We start from the raw sequence: 22,219 nt of genomic DNA, 5'->3' as shown, positions 1-22,219 counted from the left end.
CACGCACAGATATTCAATTATTCCGCTGCAGCGGCAAGCGGAAAGCTCCGCTGGCGATCGGCGCCATGCTGCGGCGCAAGATCGGCATCGCCAGTGCCGCGTTCATCAAGACTGTTTCGGAACCACAGGGCGTACAGGCCCGGCAGATAGAACAGCGTCAGGAATGTGGCGACGAACAGGCCACCCATGATGGTGATCGCCATCGGTCCCCAGAACGCCGAGCGCGACAGCGGGATCATCGCCAGGATCGCCGCCAGCGCCGTCAACACCACCGGCCGGGCCCGCCGCACCGTTGCCTCGACGATCGCCTCGCGCCGTGTCGAGCCGTGCGCGACGTCGCTTTCGATCTGGTCGACCAGGATCACCGCGTTCCGCATGATCATGCCGGCGAGCGCGATCAGCCCGAGCAGCGCGACGAAGCCGAACGGTGCCGACGCGACGTTGAGGCCGAACGAGGCGCCAACGATGCCGAGCGGCGCAGTGAGGAACACCAGGAGCAGCCGCGAAAAGCTCTGCAACTGGATCATCAGCAGCGCCAGCATGACGATCACCATCACCGGGAACAGGATGAAGATCGACGCATTGCCCTTGGCCGACTCCTCGATCGCGCCGCCGGTCTCGATGCGATAGGCCGGCTGCAGATTGGCGCGGATGGACTCGAGCTGCGGCCAGATCGCGTTGGTGACGTCCGGCGCCTGAACGCCGTCGACGACATCGGCGCGCACCGTGATCGCCATGTCGCGATTGCGCCGCCACAGGATCGGCTCCTCGTGCGCGTATTCGACCTTGGCGACCTGTGACAGCGGCACGGCCGTGCCGTTTCGGGCCGTGATGGTGAGTTCGCCGATCTTGGCAAGATCGAGCCGCTCGTTCGGCACCGCGCGTGCGACCACGCCGATCTTCTCGACGCCGTCACGTACCGTGGTGACCTGAGCGCCGGAGATCAGCATCGCCAGCGCCTGCGACACATCCTGCGGCGTCAGTCCGAGCGCGCGGGCCCGCGACTGATCGACCACCAGCTTCAGGTACGGCGATTGCTCATTCCAGTCGAGATGCGGATCGACCACGTTCGGATTCGTCTTCACGACATCCCGGACCTGATAGGCGATCTCGCGGACCTTGGCGGTGTCCGGCCCGATCACCCGGAACTGCACCGGGAAGCCGACCGGCGGGCCGAAGTTGAAGCGGTCGACACGCACCCGCGCCGCCGCGAGCCGGCCGCCATGCGCCGCCTGCTCGATCCGCGTCTTGATCCGCTCCCGCGCCGCGACATCCTTGGCGACGATCACGATCTCGGCGAAGGACTCGGTCGGAAGCTGCGGGTTGAGACCGAGCCAGAACCGCGGCGAGCCCTTGCCGACGTAAGCCGTGTAGGTCGCAATGTCTCCGTCGTCCTTGAGCAGCGTCTCGGCTTCCTTCACCGACTTCATGGTGACGTCGAAGGCGGTGCCTTCGGGCAGACGCAGTTGCAGGAAGAGTTCGGGCCGTTCCGAGAGCGGGAAGAACTGCTGCTGAACGTGGCCGAAGCCGACCACCGCCGCAACGAAGATCGCAACCGTCGCCATCACCACTGTGCCGCGCCAGCGCACGCACCAGCCGACCGCGGCGCGCAGCGCCCGATAGATCCGGCTGTGATACACCTCGTCCGGATTATGGCCCTTCTTGCCGGCGAAGTCCGGCAGCAGCTTAACGCCGATATAGGGCGTGAAGATCACCGCCACGAACCATGAGGCGATCAGCGCGATCGCCACGATCCAGAAGATGCCGCCGGCATATTCGCCGACGCCCGAATTCGCAAAGCCGATCGGCAGAAAACCGGCGGCGGTCACCAGCGTGCCGGTGAGCATCGGAAACGCCGTCGACTCCCAGGCGAACGACGCCGCCTTGGCGCGGTCCCAGCCCTGCTCCATCTTCACCACCATCATCTCCACCGCGATGATGGCGTCGTCGACCAGAAGACCGAGCGCGATGATGAGCGCACCGAGCGTGATCCGGTGCAGATCGATCGACATCGCGTTCATGACGATGAACACGATGGCCAGCACCAGCGGCACCGACAGCGCCACCACGATGCCGGTGCGCCAGCCGAGCGCCAGGAACGACACGAACAGCACGATCACCAGCGCCTCGACGAACGAGCGCATGAACTCGCCGACCGCGTGCTTCACCACTTCGGGCTGATCGGCGATCTGTTCAATGTCGATGCCCTGCGGCACGTCGGCCATGAACGATGTGGTCGCCGCACCGACCTGCTCGCCGAGCTGCAGGATATTGGCGCCCTTGGCGGTGACGACGCCGATGCCGATCGCCGGCTTGCCCTTCTGACGCACCTGATAATCGGTCGGGTCGACATAGCCGTGGTGGATGTCGGCGACATCGCCGAGCCGAAACACCCGGCCGCCGCTTTCGACCGGGGTTTCCGCCACCGCCTGCGCACCGTCGAGCGCCCCGGTGACACGCAGCGGCACGCGCTGCGACGAGGTCTCGACCGTACCGGCCGGCACCACCGCGTTCTGCTTGGCGAGCGAGTCGAAGATCGCCTGCGGCGTCAGCCCGAGCGTCGCCAGCTTGGCATGCGAGAACTCGACATAGATCTTCTCGTCCTGCGTGCCGTAGATGTTCACCTTGGTAACGCCCGCGACTTTGAGCAGCCGCTGGCGAAGGCCTTCGGCGGCCTTCTTGAGCTGCGCGTAGCTCGCGCCGTCGCCGGTCATCATGTAGAGGATCGAGTCGACGTCGCCGTACTCGTCGTTGATCGACGGGCCGATCAGATTGCTCGGCAGTTGCGGCGCGACGTCCCACAGCTTCTTGCGCAGCAGATAGAACAGGTGCGGCACTTCGGACGGAGGCGTCGAATCGCGGAACGTCAGCTGCATCGCGGTGAACGACGCCTTCGAATAGGTCTGCACCTTCTCGAAATACGGCAGTTCCTGCAGCTTCTTCTCGATCGGGTCGGCGACCTGTTCCTGCATCTCCTTGGCGGTGGCTCCGGGCCAGATTGCCGACACTACCGCAACCTTGACGGTGAACGACGGATCCTCGCCGCGGCCGAGCCGCTGATACGAATAGATCCCGGTGAAACCGAGCGCGCAGATCAGAAACAGGATCAGCGCCGGATGTCGGACCGCCCAGGCCGACAGATTGAAACGCATCGCCGCACTCCCCAGCGCAGATCAGAACGTCAGAGCCGACACCACTCGCACCTTTTCGGCGGGATCGAGTTTCTGCACACCGAGCGTGACGACCTGCTCGCCTTCGGCGACGCCGTCGGCGATCAGCACGTCTTCGCTCTCATAGGCCATCACCGCGACCGGCTTCAGCTTCACCTCGCCAGCCGTATCGACGACGTACAGCGATGACTGGCCGCCCTGGTTGAACAGCGCCGACAGCGGCACCCGCGCGACACGGACCTTGTCCGGATCGGTCAGGGTCAGAGTTGCGGTCATGCCGAGCGCGACGCGGTCATCGGCGTCAGGGAGCGAGAATTTGGCGAGGAAGGTGCGGGTCGCAGGATCGGCGAGCGGCGCCACCTCGCGGAGCTTGGCGGCGTAGTGCCGGCCCGGCTCCGACCACAGCGTGACATCGGCCAGCCCCTTGGTGGCGCGCGTGATCAGCGTCTCGGGGATCGCCACCACCGCCTCCTTCTCGCCGATCCGAGCGAGGCGGAATGCCGCCTGACCGGCTGCGACGACCTGCCCAGGTTCGACCAGGCTCGCCGCGACGACGCCGGCGCCGTCGGCCTCCAGCGTGGCATAGGACAACGCATTGCGCGTCAGTTCGACCGATCGCTCGGCGCGGGCGAAGCGGGAACGGGCCTCGTCCGCGGCGGCGCGGGCCTGATCCATCTGCGCGTCGGTCGCCCAGCCCTTGGCCCGCAGGTCGCTGGCGCGATGCTCGGAGGCGATCGCCTGCGCCAGCACACCCTTGGCGGCGCCGTGCTCGGCCTCGGCCTGCTCGGCCTGCAGCTTGAGATCGGTCTGGTCGAGCACCGCCAGCGTCTGGCCGGCCTCGACCCGCTGGCCGACTTCGACCAGGCGCTTGGCGACCTTGCCGCCGACCCGGAAGCCAAGCTCGGTTTCGGTGCGCGGCTTGATCGTGCCGACGAAACTGCGCTCGGGCGCCTGCGGCGCATAGTGGATTGCGGTCACGAGAACAGGACGCTTCGGCAGCTCCTGCTTGGCGTCTTTCCCATCGCAGCCGGCGAGGCCGATCATCGCAACGGCCAGCAGCGCGCCTGCTAACAGCCTGAAAAACCCGTCAAAATGTGAAATCGCCCGCATCGACAGCCTCCCTCTAAGCCGAAGGCGACTGTCGATTGATTAATGACGAATGTCAATAATCGTCATAGATCAGGAATTCGTGAGCTGCCGGGCGCCTCCGCGGGATCGATCGCCACTCCGGAGCCAGCGCTCAGGGTTGCGGCCACCGACCGCGCCATCGCCAGCAACAAAACATCTGCACCGCAGCAGGACGCATCGATCCGCCGCCTGCCCACAGATGCCGCCGAATTTGAGAATGACGAATGGTGCAGCTTCAGCTCGCCAGCTTGAAGGCGCCTTCGTAATGTCGGCGCAGCTCGACGAGTTCGTTGGACAATTGGCCCGCCAGCAGATCGAGCGACTCGGCGGAGACCGACTGCGCATCCCGCTCCACGGCGTATGCGATCTCGGCAATCGCGTGGAACCCGAGCGTGCGCGCACCGCCCTTCAGCGAATGCGCTTCGACCTCGATCGCCTTGCGGCCGACCAGATCGACGCCGCGCCGGAACAGCGCGATCCGGCGCTCGGTCTCGGCGAAGAACAGCGACACCATCTCGGCGACCTGATCACGGCCGATCTCCTCGGTGAGTTCGGCCAGCGTATCGAGATCGTTCTGCGAAAGCGCCACCGGCGCCGCGGCCGGCACCGGCGCGCCGCGCAGCGCCCGCAGCACAGCGGCGACCAGCGCCGGCTTGCGCAGCGGCTTGGCCAGGAAGTCGTTCATCCCGGCCTCGCGGCACACTTTGACGTCGTCCGGGAACGCATTGGCGGTGAGCGCGATGATCGGCAGCTTGGCGAGCACTCCGCCCTTGCCCCGGATCGCGCGCGTGGCGGCCAGCCCGTCGATATTGGGCATCCGCACATCCATCAGCACGACATCGAACTCGCCCTCGGCGGCAGCCCGGACCGCGTCGCCGCCGTCGGAGACGATGGTGATCTCTGCGGCGAACTCCGCCAGCATCTTCATCACCACCATCTGGTTGGTGGTGTCGTCCTCGGCGATCAGCACGCGCAGCGGCCGGCCGAGCAGCGCGATCCGGGTGCGCAGATCGTCGCTCCCGAGCCGGTCGAGGCGATGATCGGCGACCCAGGCGTTGCTCCACGGCAGATCGAGGCTGAAGCGGAAGGTCGAGCCTTCGCCCTCGCGCGAGGTCACCGCGATGTCGCCGCCCATCTGCTCGACGATCCGCCGGCTGATCGCCAGGCCGAGTCCGGTGCCGCCGAATCGCCGATTGATCGAGACGTCGGCCTGGGCGAAATCGGTGAACAGGCTGCCGACACGGTCGGGCGAAATGCCGATGCCGGTATCGGTGACCTGCCACTCGACGGTGGCGTGGCTGTCGTTGCGCTTGACGCAGGTCAGCACGATCGCGATCGAGCCGCGCTCGGTGAACTTCACGGCGTTGGAAGCGAGGTTGAGCAACACCTGGCGGATCCGTGCCGCGTCGCCGTTGAGCGACGGCGGCAACCGCGGGTCGATGTCGATCTTCAGTTCGACGCCCTTGCCCCTGACCTCCGGCTCGATGATCGCGCGCACCGATTCGACCAGCGTCGCCGGCGAGAAATCGGCCTGCTCGAATTCCAGCCGGCCGGCTTCGAGCTTGGACAGATCGAGCACGTCGTTGAGGATGCGCAGCAGATCGTCGCCGGAATCGCGGATCGTGGTGACGGCCTGATGCTGTTCGGGATCGAGCTTGGTCTCCAGCAGCGAGTTGGCGAGACCGAGCACGCCGTTCATCGGGGTGCGGATCTCGTGGCTCATCATCGCCAGGAAGCTGGACTTGGCGCGGTTCTCGGCCTCGGCCTGCTCGGCGCGCCAGCGCTCGGTGACGTCACGGCCTACGCCGCGATAGCCGGCGAACTCGCCGGCCGCATCGACCATCGGCTTGGCGGTGAGCGACCACAGCCGCGGCGAGCCGCTGATCACAACATGCACGACAAAATCGTTCATCGCCTCCCGCTGCGCCATCTTCGCCGCCACGCTCATCGCGCAGCGCCCATCCTCCGGGCACAGCATTCCGATCACGTCCGACAGCGGCGTGCCGGCCAGCAGCGTGGCGGGCAATTTGGCGACTTCGACGAACCTCTCCGGCACATGCACCAGCCGGCCTTCGGCGTCAGTCTGCCACAGCCAGTCGCTGGCGTTGGCCTGGAAATCCTTCAGCAGCAGCGAGATGATCTCAGTCTGTCGTTCGAGCTCGAACTTCGCACGCAGATTCTCGAAGAACATCTCGCCGTGCGAGATCAGGCTGCGCGACATGAACACCGCGTACAGCAACAGAAACGCCGCGGTGATGCGATAGGCGGTGCCTTCGCTCATCGCCAGCGACAGCGCCGAGCCGGCCGCCAGCGCCCAGGTGTAAGCGAGGCCGGCGCGCGGCACCGTCGACAGCGTGAACGCGCCGCCCGAGATCATGCCGGCCGCGACGCAGGCGACGATCAACTGATCGCTGGGTTTCGCGGTGGCGAACACCAGCACCGGCATCACGCCCCAGATCGATCCGAGGATCAGGGCGTGCAGCGTCATCCGCCGGATCGCATTCTCGGATGCTTCGAATCGAGGTTCGCGCCTGTTGTCCAGCCAGGACTTCACGGCCGATGCGGCCGCGAAGACGATCAGCCCCATCCAAACCAGCAATTGCGGCCGCGCGCTGCCGTCCCAGAAAGTGAACAGGATCAACGCCGCATTGGCGACGTTGATGGTCATCGTCACGGGGGTCAGTCGGGTGACGCTGTCGATCTGCGCGGCTCGGATCTGCCGCATCTCGTGCTCGTCGACGTCGGTCTGCCGAACCAGGGTGCCGCCACCACGCCCGCCGAGCCAGAAGTCGAGCAACGCCGCCCGATCGGTTCGGGATGCCCAGGCCGTCGTCATTGATTGCCACAGGCCGGACATCTCGAAAGCTCTCTCGGCCGTCCTCAGATCAGAATCGTCACTGCCCCATGCGCGGCCTCACAAGGAACAGTGTAGCCGTCCGAAAGAAACATGTCTTCCTTCCGCACGACCGCGCCAGCGCGACGATCGATGCGTCGTCCACCGGCCAGATGATTGGTTCGACCATGGGGCGGGCGTGCTTCACGACCGTTAACTCGATCACCGAACCTCCGGCTCAAAGGCCGCATCGGTTAATAATCCGCGAAGTCGACTTACTAACGGTAACAAAGTAGCTATTAAATCGGTCAAAAAGCGCATTTAGCCGCACTACAACCGACATCCCCAGGGAACGTCCGAGGGTTCTGTCCGTTGACCCCACGAAACTCACAAGGTGAAGGAGAAATTCGATGGGTAGCACAATGGACAAGATCAAGGGTCAGGCCAACGAGCTCGCCGGCAAGGCCAAGCAGGGCGTCGGTGAAGCCACCGGTTCGGAAAAGCTGCAGGGCGAAGGCGCGGTGCAGGAGGCCAAGGGCCACGGTCAGCAGGCGCTCGGCAAGGCCAAGGAAGCGGTCAAGGATACGGCCGACAAGGTCGCCGGCGCAGCGCACAAGAATCTCTGATCTACCTTTACTGATAGCCGCTGAGGCGGACGTCAGTAGGTGCAAGACCGGCCCTCGGGCCGGTCTTCGCATGTCTGGAAGAGCCCCGGTATCAGGGCCTGTATCAGTAGCCGAGCGCGCAGCCATCCTTGCGCGGGTCGGAGCCGCCGGTGAGCGTGCCCTTGTCCCAATCGATCCAGATTCCCTGACCGCCGCCGTGCGGCGTGCCGATCGGCACGACCTTGTGACCAAGCGCCTTGAGCCCCTCGACGGTCGCCGCTGGCACACCATCCTCGAGCTGATAGACGTCCTCGTAGTGCAGGCCGCGGGGCAGATCGATCGCTTCCTGCATATCCAGCCCGTAGTCGAGCACGTTGGTCAGAACATGCACCTGACCGACAGGCTGATATTGACCGCCCATGACTCCCCACGACATCCGGGCCCGGCCGTTCTCGGTCGCAAGAGCCGGAATGATGGTGTGCAGCGGGCGCTTCTTCGGCGCGATGCAGTTCGGGTGACCGGGCTGAATCCGGAAGCCGGCGCCGCGGTTTTGCAACAGCACGCCGGTCTTGTTCGACACGATCGCAGAGCCGAAGGAATGCGCGATCGAATTGATGAACGAACAGACGTTACGCTCCGCATCGACCACGGTGATGTACACCGTCGACGGATTCATCGGCGGAGAAACCACCGGCAGATCCAGTAGCTTGTCGAGCGCGATCTGGCTGTAATGCTCCTCGGCGAATTCCTTCGCCAGAATCCGCAGCACGTCGACGTCGACGTGCTGCGGATCGCCGATGTGCTGCTCGCGGATCATATAGGCGATGCGGGTCGCCTCGGCTTCGAGATGGAAGCGCTCGACGCTGAGCGGGCCGAACTTGGTGAGGTCGAACCGGCTGAGGATGTTCAGCATCACCAGCATGGTGATGCCCGGGCCGTTCGGCGGGCACTGCCAGACGTCGAGCCCCTTGTAGATCGTGCCGATCGGCGAAGTCGTTTCGGTGCAATGCTCGGCGAAGTCTTCCAGGGTGTGCAAACCGCCGAGCCCGCGCAGCGTCTCGACCATGTCTTCGGCGACGGCGCCCTTGTAGAAGCCGTCCGGGCCGTTGTCGGCAATCAGCTTCAGCGTGTTCGCGAGTTCCGGCTGGGTAATGACGTCGCCGGTCGTGGCAGCCTCACCATGCGGCAGCAGATAGCGCTCGGTGTTGGCGCCCTTCTTCAGCTTGGCAAAGCCGTTGGCCCAGTCGAACGCGATGCGCGGCGCCACCACGTAGCCTTCCGCCGCCGCCTTGATCGCCGGCTGCAGCACTTTGTCGAGCCCGAACCGCCCGTGATCGCGCAGGATCGTCGCCCAGGCGTCGATCGCGCCGGGAATCGTCACCGAATGCGGGCTGGTCAGCGGGATCGCATCAATGCCCTTTTCCAGAAACCATTCGGCCTTGGCGGCTGCCGGAGCCCGGCCCGAGCCGTTATACGCCGTGATCTTGCCGGTGCCCTTTGGCTGGATCAGCGCGAAGCAATCGCCGCCGATGCCGGTGGATTGGGGTTCGATCACCGCCAGCAGCGCCGAGGCGGCGATCGCGGCGTCGGCTGCGGTGCCGCCGGCCTTCAGGATTTCGATCGCGGCCAGCGCCGCTTGCGGGTGCGAGGTCGCGACCATGCCGTTACGGGCATGGACGGTGGACCGGCCGGCGAGATGGAAATTCCTCATAGGCACAAGCTCTTGGGGTTGGATACGCCGCGCTCCGGCGCGAGCCTAATTGACATATTCCGCACGGCGCGAGCAATCCTCGCCGCGTGGGCGCGCGCGACCGCGATCGCATGGCGCCGGTTTCGCACTGCGGACCGCACTGCTAAACCAGGACACGCATCGCTGCGCTCCGGCACGTAACCCGGCGGCCTCGCCCCAACGCTGCGACGAGCGGCACGGCGAGGCACGGCAGCAAATGGAGTGAACGATGAGCGGCGAACCGGATCTGGACCAACGCATCGAAGCGCTGGAGGTCCGCCTGAGCTACCAGGAGGAGACCATCGAGACGCTGAACCAGACCGTCACCGCGCAGTGGAAGCAGATCGACGCGCTGACCCGCCAGATCGCCGCGCTCACCGAACGGCTCGACCAGGCCGAGAGCAGCGTCGCCGCTCCGATCAACGAACGGCCGCCGCATTATTGAGGGCGGCAGCCGGTTTCTCAGCTTGGTCATTCCGGGGCGCGCAAAGCGCGAACCCGGAATGACGTCCGTGTGGCTGAGCCCTTGCTTGGCCTACGACGCCGCCTTCATGCTCAGGCGCTGGTCGCGGAGTTCGCGTTTCAGCACCTTGCCGATGGCGCTGCGCGGCAGCGACTCGACCAGGACGACTTCGGCGAGGCGCTGAGTCTTGCCGACCTGACCGTTGGTCCAGCTCTTCAGCTCGGCCGGATCGATGCTGCGGCCGGGCCGCGCCGCCACGAAAGCGACCGGAGTTTCGCCCCACTCTTCCGACGGCATGCCGACGACCGCGACTTCGAGCACGTTGGGATGCTTGGCGACGACGGCCTCGATGTCGCTCGGGTAGATGTTGAACCCGCCCGAGATGATCATGTCTTTCTTGCGGTCCATCAGCGTGATGAAGCCGTCGGCGTCGAACTTGCCGACGTCGCCGCTGCGCACCCAGAGATTGCCGTCTTTGTCAGTCCAGAACACTTCGGCGGTCTTCTGCGGCTGATTGAGATAGCCCTTCATGATCGCTCCGGAGCGGCCGACGATCTCGCCGACCTCGCCATAGGGCAGGAAGTTGCCGTCCTCGTCGATCATTCGAATCTCATGGCCGGGCCGCGGCACGCCGACAGTGTGCAGCTTGTCCGGATGCTCGTGGGCGAGCAGCGTGCAGGAGCCGCCGCCCTCGGTCATGCCGTAGTACTCGGTCAGACCGCCCGGCCAGCGCTTCAGGATATCGGCCTTCAGCTCCGGCGCGAACGGCGCCGAGGTGCAGAACTTCATCTGGAAGGACGACAAGTCGAACTGATCGAACTCGGGCAGCGCCATGATCCGGCGATATTGCACCGGCACCAGCATCGCGTGAGTGACGCTCAGCTTCTGCGCCAGTTCGAGGAAGCCGCGGGCGTCGAACTTCTTCATCAGCACGACGGTGCCGCCGCCGGCGAGCGTCGGATTGAAGCAGACCAGCGTGGTGTTGGAATAAAGCGGCGTCGATAGCAGCGTGACCGCGTCGGGGCCGTAGCCCATCGGATCGAGCTGGCCATATTGCAGCCAGCGCATCTGATGGCTGTGGACGATGCCCTTCGGCGTGCCGGTGGTGCCGGACGAATAGATGATGTTGAACACCCACTCCGGATCGATCGTCACCGGCGCGGGCTGGGTGCCTTCCGGCGCCAACCAACGCGTGAACGCCTCGCCGCTGGCGCCGTCGTCGAACGCGACGCGCTTCACCGCGGGGTCGATTTCGGCATCCTTCATCGCGTTGGCGGCGAAGTCGTCGGTGAACAGAATCTTGGCGCCGGAGTCCCGCACCATCGCGGAGAAGTCCTTGGCGGTCGAGGACGGCGCCAGCGGCGCTACCGCGATGCCCGCACGCAGCGCGCCGAGGAAGGTCGCCGCATATTCGATCGACGACAGCGCGCAGATCGAAATGGTGTCGGTCGGCTTCAGACCGTCGCGCTGGAAGGTCGCGGCGATGCGATCGATCAGCGCATCGAATTCCGCGTAGCGCAATTGCCGTTCCCCGTCGATCACCGCGATCCGGTCCGGCCGCGCCTGCGCGGTGTCGCGGACCAAGGCGGGAAGAGTGATGAAGTCGGGCATTTCGGTCTCCACGTTTCTTGGTTATCGAGGTCGGAAAGTGCTTCGCCATTGCGAGGAGCGAAGCGACGACGCAATCGCTCGCCATGACGTTGCGGGAAAAGTCAGTTCGCGTCAGCGATCCAGCGCGCCGCCTTTCAACCACTTCGCGCCGCTCGCGTACAGCCGTTCGACCGCCTCCCCCTTCAATCCCGGCATGTCGCGCTTGATCGGGTAGCCGAGGCCGCTCTGCAAGTAAGCGAGATGGCGGTAGCCCTCTGGGAACTGCGCCAGCAGCGCGGGATCGAGCGCGAGCTTCGCGGCCGGATCGACCGGGTCCATGCGGTCTTTCTCATAGATCGGCTGGCGTAGCACCAGCCCCCAGCGGTCGTCGCGCTTTTCAAGGAAATCATAGAAGCGGCCGGTGCAGACGACATCGACCACGACGTCGTCCACGCTGGCGCGCTGCGAGATCGTCATCTTGGTTTGCGAGATCGCGCGGGGGCCGGCGAGGTCGATCGACTGCCCGCCGAGGAAGTGCAGGATCGACACGCCCTTGGCCCATCCGGCCTTGCTCATCGCGATGAATTCGTCGGCGGTGCCTTGCGTCCAGGTCGCCATCATCCGGCCGTCGTCGAACCAGACGGTGCGAAAGCGGTCCCAGTCGCCGGCGTCCCGCCACACCACCCAATTCTCGATCAGCTCGCGGATCGCGAACCGATCGCGCCGTTCCTCGTCGTCCATGCCGTTTCCACCCCGCGTCTTGCGCGCGGGACGCACTATACCGGTGGCGCGACCGCGCGTATCCGGCAAAAGTGGATGGCGGTTTTGCGATGCGAAGCCGCGCTCGTCTCTTGACCGATGAGCCCGGAGAAACGCAGCAGCGCCGCAGCTAGCCTAGGCCCTCGGCCCGGTCGTGCAGCACGGCGCTGAGCCGGGCCGGATGCACCTCGATGGTGCGGTCGTAGCTGATCAGGCCGAGCTTGCGGAATTTGTTCATGAAGTAGCTCACCCGCGACCGGGTGGTGCCGATCATCTCCGCCAGCGTTTCCTGGCTGATGTGCGGCGCGATCGGCTGCGGTTCGCTGCCCTGATCGAATTCGGCGAGGCGGAGCAACAGTCGCGCCAGCCGTTTCTCGCTGCAATTGAGAAGCTGATCGAGCAGATCCTCTTCGATGCGGCGGTTGCGCAGCAGCAAATGACGGACGAACAATTCGGCGAAGTCCGGTTGCGCTCGCAGCGTCTCCAGCAGCCGGGCACTCGGGATAGTCGCAACCAGACAGTCCTGCATCGCGATGGTGGTGGTACTACGCGTCTGCTCGCCGACGAGGCAACCGTCACCGAAGAACTGCCCAGGCGCCACCATGCCGGTCGCAGCCTCTTTGCCCTGCACCGACAAGACCACCACTTTGATGCGCCCCTGCAGGAGCAAATACACACTGTCGGCGTCGTCGCCCTGCGCGAAAACCGTCTGATTCTTGGCGAATTTCGCAATCGCGCTGCCGGCGCCGAGCTTGCGCAGCAGTTCGCGGTGATCGAAACCGACATCCAGCTTCATCGTCGCCTCCACGGATCGACAGGCGTTGGATCGCGTGATCAAGTCGCCTTAGAATAGACCGCAGGACGCTGAATTCACTGGTAAATCTGATTTCCTCGGAATGCTACGAAGCGTGCTGTTCGTGCGCCGCCACAGCACGCGCGTTCAATTCGGCAACTTCGAGATCAAACCACCGGTGTGGTGCGCTCGTCGTTCCAGGATAGGCCGAACTCCTCAAGGCCTTCGGCGAGATAATCGCCGAGCAACGGCTCGCCGAGAAGGTAATGAGCGGTGCGGCCGTTGCGGCCCTCGGCGGCCTCGCGGCGCAGATCATCCCATTCTTCGATGCTGCCGTCACCGCGGCCGAGCCGCATCAAGGCGACGAGGTCGATCTGCTCTTCTTCGGTCATCGCGTTGATGAAGCTGCTGATCTCCTGGACGACAGGATCGTCGCCGGTATCCTCGAGCACGTCGACCATATCGTCGTCGGCGCCGTTCGATCCGGAATCGGCGTCGCTGACGCCTTCCTTGACGTCGAATTCGCGCGCCTTCTCGATCAGAAACGCGACCTTGTCGGTCGAAATCGCAAGCTCGGGCATCGTCCGTCCTCCGTCTTCGCGCCGATTATGGCGCTGTCCTCGAACGAGCTAACGCATCGCAGCGCGACGCGATCCATTGCGCAACCGTCGCAAAACCCGCATGTTCGGGCAAAACAAAAGCCAGGGAGAAACGTGGGATGGCGTGGTCGATCGGCAAGGTCAAAATCACAAAAATCGTCGAGATGGAAATGACCGGAGGCACCCGGTTCATCCTGCCGCAAGCCACCCCTCAGCAAATCCAATCGATGCCGTGGCTGACGCCGCAATTCGCCAGTGCCGAGGGGCGCCTGACGATGTCGGTACATAGTTGGGTGGTGGAAACGCCGACCCGCCGGATCGTGGTCGACACCTGCATCGGCAACGACAAGCAGGGCCGCGGCGTGCCGCACTGGAACGGATTGGACAAACCGTTCCAGCGGGATCTGGAGCGCGCCGGCTATCCGGCGGACAGCATCGACACCGTGATCTGCACGCATCTGCATGTCGACCACGTCGGATGGAATACCAGGCTGGTCGACGGACGATGGGTGCCCACCTTCGCCAAGGCACGCTATCTGTTCGGCCGCGTCGAATACGATTACTGGAAGACGCATTCGACGGATGCGGCGCACGCCGCGGTGTTCGCCGACTCGGTACAACCGGTGATCGATGCCGGTATCGTCGATCTGGTTTCCAGCGATGCGACGATCGACGACGAGATCACGCTGATCCCGACGCCCGGCCACAGCCCCGGGCATGTCGCGCTGCATATTCGCTCGGAAGGCGAAGAAGCGGTGCTGGCGGGCGACGTTGCGCATCACCCCTGCCAGATGGCGCGGCTGGACTGGTCGTCCAGCTTCGACTCCGACCCGCTGCAATCGATCGAGACGCGGCGCCGGTTGTTCTCGCGCTTCGCCGATACACCGACCTTGCTGTTCGGCGGGCATTTCGGCCCGGGCCGGATCGTCCGCGACGGCGACGCCTTCCGCCTTGTGGCTCTGCCATGACGGGTCACAGCATGGGTGTGCATAGCCCGGCGGCGCCAGCATGTATTGAACTCGACTCACCACTGGTCCATCAGTTGGACTACCTGCACAACTGCGGAGGAAACGCGGGATGAAGCTCGTTCGTTATGGTGTCGTCGGCCACGAGAAGCCCGGCCTGATCGATCAGTCCGGCCAGCTTCGCGATCTGTCCGGACAGATCGCCGACCTCGCGGGCGAGGCGTTTTCGCCCGCCGGCCTCGCCAAGCTGGCGGCGCTCGATGTCGCGGGGCTTCCCGCAGTGCCCGGCCAGCCGCGGCTCGGCTCGCCGGTCGGCGGGGCGCCGAAGTTCATCGCGATCGGCCTGAACTACGCCGATCACGCCGCCGAAGCCAACATGCCGATTCCGGCCGAGCCGATCGTGTTCATGAAGGCCAACAACTCGCTGTGCGGACCGAATGACGACGTCGAGAAGCCGCGCGGCTCGACCAAGCTCGACTGGGAAGTCGAGCTCGCTGTGATCATCGGCACTCGCGCCAAATATGTCACCGAGGCCGATGCGCTGAACTACGTCGCCGGCTACGCGGTGTGCAACGACGTCTCCGAGCGTCACTTCCAGATCGAGCGGTCCGGGCAGTGGACCAAAGGCAAGTCGCACGACACGTTCGGCCCGCTCGGTCCGTGGGTCGTCACCAAGGACGAGATCGCCGACGTCCACAAGCTCGGGATGTGGCTCGACGTCAACGGCCAGCGCTGCCAGACCGGCTCGACCACGACCATGATCTTCAACGTGCCGAAGATCGTGTCGCATCTGTCGGAGCTGATGACGCTGATGCCCGGCGACATCATCACCACGGGCACGCCGCCCGGCGTCGGCATGGGCAAGAAGCCGCCGCAATTCCTCAATGTCGGTGACGTCGTCACCCTCGGCATCGAGGGGCTCGGCGAGCAGAAGCAAACCATCGTGGCGGCGTAAGCCTCTCAGACACTCCTCTCGTTCGTCATTCCGGGATGCGCCCTTTTGGGCGCAGGCCCGGAATCCATATTCCCGGCGGTGGTTATGGATTCCGGGCTCGCTCACTTCGTCCGCGCCCCGGAATGACAGAAGATAGATTGAGCAGGCTCGCGACCAATTCGTTCCTCTAAGGAGCATCCCATGAAACTCTCCTTCTCCCAAGCCTCGCCGTTCGCCCGCAAGGTGCGGATCGCAGCGATCGAACTCGGACTGATCGACCGGATTGAATTCGTGACCGCGACCGTGATCCCGGCGCAGGCCAACGAGCAGTACATGCGCGAGGTCAATCCGCTGAAGAAGTTGCCGGCGCTGATCCTCGACAATGGCGAGGTGATCGTCGACTCCTACGTGATCGCCGAATATCTCGACGAGCTCGCGGGCGGCGGCAAGCTGATCCCGGCCTCGGGCGCAGAGCGCTGGCGGGTAAAGAGCGACCACTCGCTGCTGCAGGGCATGCTGGATTCGATGCTGCTGTGCCGCTACGAGAAGCTGGTGCGGCCCAAGGAACTGTTCTGGCAGGGCTGGTACGACGATCACTGGGCGCGCGCCTGGGCCGGCATGGCGCGGTTCGATCGCGACACTGCGATGCTGAACGGACCGCTGACGATCGCGCAAATCGCGCTGGTGTGCGTGCTGGGTTACGCCGACTTCCGCTTCGCCGACTGCGGCTGGCGCGCGGCCTATCCCAATCTCGACGCGTTCTACCAGCGCATGCAGCAGCGGGAGTCGGTGAAGGTGTCGGTGCCGCCGGCGGCCTGAAACGAGGTCTGTTCAGTCGAACAGGCTCGGCGTGTAGTTGACCGAGGCGCCTTCGATCGCCAGCAGCTTCAGCTTGGTGACGACGCCGCCATTGGCCGAAAAGCCGCCGGGTTTATTCCCGGCGGCGAGAACGCGGTGGCACGGCACGATGATCGGGCATGGATTGCGCCCCAGAGCCTGCCCGACTTCCCGTGACAGCTCGATTCCGCCGAGCTGCCTGGCGATGTCGCCATAGGTCAGCGTCTGGCCGGCCGGAATGCGGCGCGCGATGTCGTAGACCCCACGCTGAAATGCCGACGTGCCAGCAAGATCGAGGTCAACATCGGCAAAATCGATCGCCGCACCTTCGAGCAGCGCGACGATGCCGTCGATCGCGCGCTGCACATCCGCAGGTGGCAGCGCCGCGAAGCTGTCGGCGTGACGCTGCGCGATCCGGGCCAGGGTCTGGGCTTCGCTCGGCTGCGGCAATTGCACGGCGACGATGCCGCGCCGGCCCCAGACGATGCCGCAGCGGCCGATCGTCGTGTCGAACAGGGCGTGATGGTGCTCGCTCATCGGCATGATGGCGCCGAGAGTACGGCGGCCGGGCCGATCCGGCCACCCGATTTCACGAAGCCGGAACGTGCTGCTCCAGCCGCTCGGCAACGGTCGCCAACAGCTTCGTCGGCTCGGCCGGCAGCACCAGGGCGCGGGCCGGATCGAAATCATAGGCAATATGATAGGCGTCGTGCTGGTCCTGCGTCAGGAACCACAGCTCGGTGCGGGAGGCTGCGGCGAACACGCCTCGCTCCAGCGCCAGCCGGATCCGCTGCCGCGGCGGCCACGCCCACAGCCGGTCGCGCAGGATCGCGGCATCGTCGGCGACGTAATGAAAATCCGCGCCCGGCACCAGTTCGAACGACAGCAGCGCATCGGGCTGATGGTTGCGGCGATGCTCGCGGACGGCACGGGCAAAATTACGCGCCCGGCGGTGATTGGTCAGACCGCGGGTGCGCACCGTCACGGTGGCGATGCGGTCGAGCGGTTCGGGGGACGGAACCGTGGTGACAATGGTGACGTCGTGGCCGCGACCCGCGAGATGGCGCGCGATGGCGATGCAATCGCGTTCTTTGCCGCTCTGCTTTTCGAGTTGGAAGACCGCCAGCAGGATTTTCATGACGCGGCGGTTGGTTCGCGACGGGTCGGAGTGATTTGACCGATGGCTTATAGCGCGGGCGATCGGAGCGGCGCAACATTGCGACCGGCCGAACTGCTGCCTTGAGGCGTCTGTCAGCCGCCGCGGGCGGCGAGCTGCATCCGCTTGTGACGCCGGCGCGACAGATACAGCAGCACCCCGGTAATGCCGAACAACGGCATCGTCAGCGCCGCCAGCATGAACAGCAACTTGCCGGGCCAGCCGAGAACGCTGCCGCGGTGGATGTCGAGCAGGCGCGCAAGCGTCTTTTCGCCGACGGTCTTGTCGGCATACAGTTCGGCGGACACGATCCGGCCGGTCCGGCCGTCGATCCGGAAGTCGTCGTGCACGCCGTCTCGGGCGTCGGTCAACCAGGAGCGGACCCGCACGACGCTGTCTCGGCCGGACGGCAGCGTCAGGCGCACGGCCTCGAAACGGTCCCCGCGATCGGCAACGAACGCCGCCCAAACGCGATCCAGCGACACCGGGGCGGACGAGGCCTCGGCAGCGGCAGACCGGGTCAGACGCTGCGCCGCGGTCGGTGATCGCGCCAGGAGCCAGGTCGCGGCGGCCTTGTACCAGTCGAACGACCACCACAGCCCGGTCGTCGTCATGACCAGATAGACCAGCAACACCCAGGTTCCGATGACGGCATGCAGCGAGCGGTGCAGCCCGCGCCCGCGCAATTGCCAGTGCGGCTTCAACCACACCTTGATGCTGCCGGGGCGGTGCGGCCAGCGCAGCACCAGGCCGGTGAGCAGCATGGTCAACAATCCGAGCGCAGCAACGGCGGTGATCGGCCGACCGTAGCCATTGCCATCGCCCGGCAACAGCAGCCAGCGGTGCAGCTTGCGGACCGTGGCGAAGAACGCCTCGGCGGCCGGATGACCGAGACTGTCGCCGGTGTAGGGATCGAGATAGAGCGGCGCCGGCCGGGTGTGATCCGGCCGGCGGGCGAACCGAACCTCGACGGCGGACGTCGCGACGCGCGGTATCGTGATCGACGCGACCGGATCTCCGGCGACTTGCAGCTTCGCAATCAGGGCGTCGGGCGGCATGCGGGGCTCGGCACGCGGCGCGACCTGGACGCGTCCGGCATCCAGCGCGCCGCGGATCTCGTCCTCGAAACTCATCACCGCGCCGGACAGGGCCACCACGACCAACACCGCCGCGAGCACCAATCCCGCGACCGAGTGAATCTGCAGCAGGATCGCCCTGAGTGCCGGCGGGCGCATCGGCTAGAACTTGACGGTGGCAGCCAGCGAGAAGCGCCTCGCGTCGCCGAGTGCGACGTTCAGGGTGTTCACCGCCGACGGGTAGTACACCTTGTCGAACAGGTTCTTGACGTTGAACTGGTAGAGCACCGGCGTCCGCCCGTATTTCACCTCGTAGGTCGCGAACAGGTCGGCCACCGTGTAGGACGGCAACACGAAGGAATTGGTGCTGTCGCCCGGCCGGTCGCCGACGTAGCGCGCGCCGCCGCCGAGCCGGAGGCGTCCCGGCAGCGAGGTGCCGAAATCGTAGACCAGGAACAGCGACGCCGTGTTCATCGCGACGTTTTGCAGGCGCTTGCCAGTGAGCACCGGATCGTCGGTGACGATGGCATCGGTGTAGCCATAGCTGGCGATCGTGCTCCAATGCTCGTTCAGCCGGCCGGTGACGTCGAACTCGGCTCCGCGCGAGCGGACCTTGCCGGCGGCGCGATATTCGTTGAGGCCGGTCGCGGCGTTGAACTGCGACACCAGCACGTTCTTCTTCTCGATGTCGTAGAACGCGAGCGTGCCGGACAGGCGTTTGTCGAGATCGAACTTGACCCCGGCCTCGTATTGCGTGCCCTCCTCCGGCGCAACGCTGGATCCGATCACGTAACCGCCGCTCAGAGGCGCGATCGTCGAGGTTGGCTGCAGCGACTGGGTGTAGCTGGCGTAGAGCGAGATTTGATCGTTGAGCTTGAAGACGGCGCCGCCGAGCGGCAGCAGCTTGTTGCCGCTCAGGTCGGTGTTGGCGGTGAACGGCCGGCCGCGACCGGCGAGCTGCTCGTAGTCCATCCAGCGCAGGCCGCCGACCAGCGAAAACCGGTCGGTGAGGTGCAGCGTGTCCTGGGCAAACACCGCGCGGGTCTCCAGCCGATCGGTCTGGTCGCTGTCCGATGCCGACACCGTGGTGCCCGGGCCAACACGGCCGTAGACCGGATCGTAGAAATTGAACGTCGGCGTCGCCTGGCGAATCAGGTCCTGCCGGTAGATCAGCCGTCGCTGAGCCTCGCCGCCGATCAGCACTTCGTGGCGTAGGCCGCCGAGCCAGAGGTCGCCCCGCAGATAGGACGTGCCGTAGCCGACATAAGCGAGCGCGCCATGGGTGCCGTCGTTGCTGCGCTTCTCGATCCCGGTGACCGGATCGACGGCGGTGATCCGAAGCTGGTTGGCTTCGTAGATCTCGCGATTGTAGCTGTAGGCTGCGGTCAGCTTCCAGGTATCGTCGAGGCGCTGCTCGACCGAGGCCTGCAGCAGATCCGACTGGCCCCAGGTGCGGTTGAACGGCTCGTCGAGGCGGCGCGCCGCCGGGATCGCGAGCGGTGCGCCGTTGACGAAAGCGGTGCCGCGGTCGAACGGATAGCTGAAATCGCGGTGCTCATAGGAAAACTGCACCGTGGTGGACTCGCCGTACCACGCCAGTGACGGCGCCAGCAGCCGCTCGCGGTTGGCGCCGAAGTTGCGCCAATAGTCCTCGTCAAGACCCGACCCGATCACCCGATAGGCGAGGCCGCTGCTACCGATCGGCCCTGTGAGGTCGAAGATCGCATTCGCACCATTGTGGCCGCCGCCGAAGGTCGAGCCGATCACGGTGAGCGAGCCGTGCTGATAGAGCTCCGGCCGCTTGCTGATGGTGTTGACGACGCCGCCCGGCGACTGAATCCCATACAGCAACGACGCCGGACCTTTCAGCACTTCGACGCTTTCGACGGTCGGGCCGAGGCTCCGTCCCTGCACCAGCGGCATACCGTTGCGCATGATCGAGCCGTCGCGGTTCTCGCCGAAACCGCGTCGGATCACGGCATCGAACGAGCCGGCGAGCGTATTGGTCTGGGTGACACCACTGACATTGGCGAGCGCGTCATCGAGATTGCGCGGCAGTTGGTCCTTGAGCACCTGCTCGGGGACGACCGCGACGGCCTGCGAGGTGTCCAGCGCCGACGCGCCGGTCCGAAGCGTCGTCGGACTCGGCATCGCGCGGTAGCCGAGTTTGGCTTCGTTCAGCGGCGCAGCCGCGGCCGCGGCCCGCTCGGACGGACTCGGCGGGGCGGCAACCGGCGTGCGCCGCGCCTGCCTTCTGATCGGGGCTCGCGTGTTTCGCTGTGACGCTGGCGCTGGCCGCGACGCGACCGAGCGATTCGGTGCCTCAACGGTGACGCTCGGCAATTGCTGAGACTGCGCCTGAGCATCGGCAATTCGCGGCAGCATCGCCACCCAGCACACGGCGGAGCCGACCGCGACACGAACGAACACAGCGCCGCAACTGGTCAGCAGAGCCCGATGGACTCGGCGGCAGGCAGTGGATCGGTGTGACATCTGGCTCTTCTGCTGCATCGCAATAGATGCGACCGCCTAGCAGACGCAATCAACCGAGAGAATGCGACCGAGCCTGGAATCAGTCTAATAGCAACGGCCTCGACGTTCAGACCGACGAGCCGACACGCATCCCGCGCACCGCGACATCTCCGGCATCGGTCAACGCTGGCCAGCCGCCTGACACGACAACGCCGCCTCTCGGCTAAGAGGCGGCGTTGAACGAGCTGAGTTAGATAAGGCGATCGACTATTCGTCGTCCTCGAGCGCCTGGGACAACGCGTCGTAGTTCTTCAGAACCAGATCGATGTTGGTCTTGTTGGTCACGGCTGGCCCGGGATTCTTCGCGGCCTCATTGAGGTCGGCGAGCGCCTGCTTCTTGTCCTCGGCCGACATCTTGGTGTCGGCCTCGACCGCTGCAATCTGATCCTTCAGCGCCGCGGCGGGACCGACATAAGTCTTCGTCTTGGGATCGGTGCCGGCCAGGACCATGCCGATCGCTTCGATCACATCGCTGTACTCGTCGTAGGACGCGAAGCCGTGCTTCTTGGCTGCGTCATCGAGCTGCTTCAACACCTTCGGATCGGGCTTGGTGTCCTGATCATCCGGCAGCTTCGCGGCAATCGCATCGACGTCCTTGTGTGCGCTGAGCACACCCTGAATCTGTTTCTCGGTGAGCGTGATTTCCTTCATTGCCGGCTCGGCAGCGGCCGGGGCCGACGGCGCAGCTTTGTTCGCCTGAGCGAACACTGCAGTGGTCGAGGCCGACGCGAGCGCGACGGCGATGACACCAGCGCCGAGAGCGACGACGACGGGACGAAGGGCAAAAGGCATGAACGATCTCCTCGAGTGGACCTGGTTCGCAGGCGGCCGTTGTGAACGGAACGCGAGCGCCGCGGTTCCCGCTCAATCTGACGACAGATCGAGTCGGAACGGGGGCGAGCCTAGGGTGATCGAGATGAACCGCTGCAAAATGCCGCGCTGAATGAACGGAAAAAGCGGAGGGTGCCCCGAACGCGAAAACGCCGCTTCCTTTTGGGAAGCGGCGTTTTGTGGTGTCTGTGTTTGTCATCGTGATGATTTGAGGATCTC

At 65.2% G+C, this 22,219-nt stretch carries 19 protein-coding genes; 6 read left to right on the top strand and 13 right to left on the bottom strand.

Annotation, left to right across the window (positions count from 1 at the left end):
* Positions 1-17: 17 nt before the first annotated feature.
* Positions 18-3,152, bottom strand: coding sequence for an efflux RND transporter permease subunit (locus M9H71_RS17185; protein WP_455406173.1), 3,135 nt, complete (start codon positions 3,150-3,152; stop codon positions 18-20).
* Between the two features lie 21 nt (positions 3,153-3,173).
* Complete coding sequence (locus M9H71_RS17180) at positions 3,174-4,280, bottom strand: efflux RND transporter periplasmic adaptor subunit (protein WP_455406172.1); 1,107 nt, start codon at positions 4,278-4,280, stop codon at positions 3,174-3,176.
* A 42-nt stretch (positions 4,281-4,322) separates the two neighbouring features.
* Here M9H71_RS17180 and M9H71_RS17175 point away from each other — a divergent pair, with 42 nt between their 5' ends.
* Entirely contained in the window at positions 4,323-4,550 is a 228-nt protein-coding gene (locus tag M9H71_RS17175; protein ID WP_455406171.1) for a hypothetical protein, read from the top strand.
* On the opposite strand, the gene M9H71_RS17170 is transcribed toward M9H71_RS17175, so the two are convergent.
* Entirely contained in the window at positions 4,534-7,155 is a 2,622-nt protein-coding gene (locus tag M9H71_RS17170) for an ATP-binding protein (protein ID WP_455406170.1), read from the bottom strand. The genes M9H71_RS17175 and M9H71_RS17170 overlap by 17 nt on opposite strands.
* A gap of 386 nt (positions 7,156-7,541) precedes the next feature.
* On the opposite strand from M9H71_RS17170, the gene M9H71_RS17165 reads away from it, so the two are divergent.
* Positions 7,542-7,757, top strand: coding sequence for a CsbD family protein (locus tag M9H71_RS17165; protein ID WP_455406169.1), 216 nt, complete (start codon positions 7,542-7,544; stop codon positions 7,755-7,757).
* 103 nt (positions 7,758-7,860) lie between these two features.
* Here M9H71_RS17165 and ggt read toward each other — a convergent pair whose 3' ends face one another.
* A complete protein-coding gene (ggt, locus tag M9H71_RS17160) occupies positions 7,861-9,447 on the bottom strand; it encodes a gamma-glutamyltransferase (RefSeq protein ID WP_455406168.1) in 1,587 nt (528 codons plus the stop codon).
* A gap of 247 nt (positions 9,448-9,694) precedes the next feature.
* On the opposite strand from ggt, the gene M9H71_RS17155 reads away from it, so the two are divergent.
* Positions 9,695-9,910 (top strand): SlyX family protein, encoded by a 216-nt coding sequence (locus M9H71_RS17155; protein ID WP_455406167.1) that lies wholly within the window; start codon positions 9,695-9,697, stop codon positions 9,908-9,910.
* 90 nt (positions 9,911-10,000) lie between these two features.
* Here M9H71_RS17155 and M9H71_RS17150 read toward each other — a convergent pair whose 3' ends face one another.
* The 4 genes from M9H71_RS17150 to M9H71_RS17135 form a co-directional block, all read right to left on the bottom strand.
* Positions 10,001-11,539 carry a class I adenylate-forming enzyme family protein gene (locus M9H71_RS17150; RefSeq protein ID WP_455406166.1) on the bottom strand — a complete coding sequence of 513 codons (1,539 nt, stop codon included), beginning with the start codon at positions 11,537-11,539 and terminating at the stop codon, positions 10,001-10,003.
* A gap of 111 nt (positions 11,540-11,650) precedes the next feature.
* The gene (locus tag M9H71_RS17145) at positions 11,651-12,259 is read right to left on the bottom strand and encodes a nuclear transport factor 2 family protein (RefSeq protein ID WP_455406165.1); all 609 of its coding nucleotides are present in this window, start codon (positions 12,257-12,259) and stop codon (positions 11,651-11,653) included.
* Between the two features lie 148 nt (positions 12,260-12,407).
* Positions 12,408-13,073: a Crp/Fnr family transcriptional regulator gene (locus M9H71_RS17140; protein ID WP_455406164.1), complete on the bottom strand. Its 666-nt coding sequence runs from the start codon at positions 13,071-13,073 to the stop codon at positions 12,408-12,410.
* Positions 13,074-13,237: 164 nt separating this feature from the next.
* A complete protein-coding gene (locus M9H71_RS17135) occupies positions 13,238-13,651 on the bottom strand; it encodes a DUF3775 domain-containing protein (protein WP_455406163.1) in 414 nt (137 codons plus the stop codon).
* A 137-nt stretch (positions 13,652-13,788) separates the two neighbouring features.
* Between M9H71_RS17135 and M9H71_RS17130 the strand changes: the two genes are divergently transcribed.
* From M9H71_RS17130 to M9H71_RS17120, 3 genes are all read left to right on the top strand, one after another.
* Entirely contained in the window at positions 13,789-14,637 is an 849-nt protein-coding gene (locus tag M9H71_RS17130; protein WP_455406162.1) for an MBL fold metallo-hydrolase, read from the top strand.
* Positions 14,638-14,746: 109 nt separating this feature from the next.
* The gene (locus M9H71_RS17125) at positions 14,747-15,589 is read left to right on the top strand and encodes a fumarylacetoacetate hydrolase family protein (protein ID WP_455406161.1); all 843 of its coding nucleotides are present in this window, start codon (positions 14,747-14,749) and stop codon (positions 15,587-15,589) included.
* A gap of 180 nt (positions 15,590-15,769) precedes the next feature.
* On the top strand, positions 15,770-16,387 hold the full coding sequence (locus M9H71_RS17120; RefSeq protein ID WP_455406160.1) for a glutathione S-transferase family protein: 618 nt from the start codon (positions 15,770-15,772) through the stop codon (positions 16,385-16,387).
* A 12-nt stretch (positions 16,388-16,399) separates the two neighbouring features.
* Here the strand turns inward: M9H71_RS17120 and M9H71_RS17115 are convergent, their stop codons facing one another.
* From M9H71_RS17115 to M9H71_RS17095, 5 genes are all read right to left on the bottom strand, one after another.
* Positions 16,400-16,942, bottom strand: a complete 543-nt coding sequence (locus tag M9H71_RS17115; RefSeq protein WP_455406159.1) for a methylated-DNA--[protein]-cysteine S-methyltransferase — start codon at positions 16,940-16,942, stop codon at positions 16,400-16,402.
* Positions 16,943-16,994: 52 nt separating this feature from the next.
* The gene (locus M9H71_RS17110) at positions 16,995-17,543 is read right to left on the bottom strand and encodes a glucosyltransferase (RefSeq protein WP_455406158.1); all 549 of its coding nucleotides are present in this window, start codon (positions 17,541-17,543) and stop codon (positions 16,995-16,997) included.
* A 113-nt stretch (positions 17,544-17,656) separates the two neighbouring features.
* Positions 17,657-18,796, bottom strand: coding sequence for a PepSY-associated TM helix domain-containing protein (locus tag M9H71_RS17105; RefSeq protein WP_455406157.1), 1,140 nt, complete (start codon positions 18,794-18,796; stop codon positions 17,657-17,659).
* 3 nt (positions 18,797-18,799) lie between these two features.
* Entirely contained in the window at positions 18,800-21,130 is a 2,331-nt protein-coding gene (locus tag M9H71_RS17100; protein WP_455406156.1) for a TonB-dependent siderophore receptor, read from the bottom strand.
* 246 nt (positions 21,131-21,376) lie between these two features.
* Complete coding sequence (locus M9H71_RS17095) at positions 21,377-21,961, bottom strand: hypothetical protein (protein ID WP_455406155.1); 585 nt, start codon at positions 21,959-21,961, stop codon at positions 21,377-21,379.
* Positions 21,962-22,219: the final 258 nt, after the last annotated feature.

Source organism: Rhodopseudomonas parapalustris, assembly GCF_053772255.1.
Note: the sequence above shows the minus strand (reverse complement) of the source record. Positions and strands in the feature narration are given on the sequence as shown.

Coding starts and splice junctions, on each gene's coding strand:
- M9H71_RS17140 (WP_455406164.1), bottom strand. CDS start 13,073: ATGAAGCTGGATGTCGGTTTCGATCACCGCGAACTGCTGCGCAAGCTC.
- M9H71_RS17135 (WP_455406163.1), bottom strand. CDS start 13,651: ATGCCCGAGCTTGCGATTTCGACCGACAAGGTCGCGTTTCTGATCGAG.
- M9H71_RS17150 (WP_455406166.1), bottom strand. CDS start 11,539: ATGCCCGACTTCATCACTCTTCCCGCCTTGGTCCGCGACACCGCGCAG.
- M9H71_RS17095 (WP_455406155.1), bottom strand. CDS start 21,961: ATGCCTTTTGCCCTTCGTCCCGTCGTCGTCGCTCTCGGCGCTGGTGTC.
- M9H71_RS17125 (WP_455406161.1), top strand. CDS start 14,747: ATGAAGCTCGTTCGTTATGGTGTCGTCGGCCACGAGAAGCCCGGCCTG.
- M9H71_RS17175 (WP_455406171.1), top strand. CDS start 4,323: ATGACGAATGTCAATAATCGTCATAGATCAGGAATTCGTGAGCTGCCG.
- M9H71_RS17165 (WP_455406169.1), top strand. CDS start 7,542: ATGGGTAGCACAATGGACAAGATCAAGGGTCAGGCCAACGAGCTCGCC.
- M9H71_RS17120 (WP_455406160.1), top strand. CDS start 15,770: ATGAAACTCTCCTTCTCCCAAGCCTCGCCGTTCGCCCGCAAGGTGCGG.
- M9H71_RS17115 (WP_455406159.1), bottom strand. CDS start 16,942: ATGAGCGAGCACCATCACGCCCTGTTCGACACGACGATCGGCCGCTGC.
- M9H71_RS17100 (WP_455406156.1), bottom strand. CDS start 21,130: ATGTCACACCGATCCACTGCCTGCCGCCGAGTCCATCGGGCTCTGCTG.
- M9H71_RS17185 (WP_455406173.1), bottom strand. CDS start 3,152: ATGCGTTTCAATCTGTCGGCCTGGGCGGTCCGACATCCGGCGCTGATC.
- M9H71_RS17180 (WP_455406172.1), bottom strand. CDS start 4,280: ATGCGGGCGATTTCACATTTTGACGGGTTTTTCAGGCTGTTAGCAGGC.
- M9H71_RS17155 (WP_455406167.1), top strand. CDS start 9,695: ATGAGCGGCGAACCGGATCTGGACCAACGCATCGAAGCGCTGGAGGTC.
- M9H71_RS17145 (WP_455406165.1), bottom strand. CDS start 12,259: ATGGACGACGAGGAACGGCGCGATCGGTTCGCGATCCGCGAGCTGATC.
- M9H71_RS17110 (WP_455406158.1), bottom strand. CDS start 17,543: ATGAAAATCCTGCTGGCGGTCTTCCAACTCGAAAAGCAGAGCGGCAAA.
- M9H71_RS17105 (WP_455406157.1), bottom strand. CDS start 18,796: ATGCGCCCGCCGGCACTCAGGGCGATCCTGCTGCAGATTCACTCGGTC.
- ggt (WP_455406168.1), bottom strand. CDS start 9,447: ATGAGGAATTTCCATCTCGCCGGCCGGTCCACCGTCCATGCCCGTAAC.
- M9H71_RS17130 (WP_455406162.1), top strand. CDS start 13,789: ATGGCGTGGTCGATCGGCAAGGTCAAAATCACAAAAATCGTCGAGATG.
- M9H71_RS17170 (WP_455406170.1), bottom strand. CDS start 7,155: ATGTCCGGCCTGTGGCAATCAATGACGACGGCCTGGGCATCCCGAACC.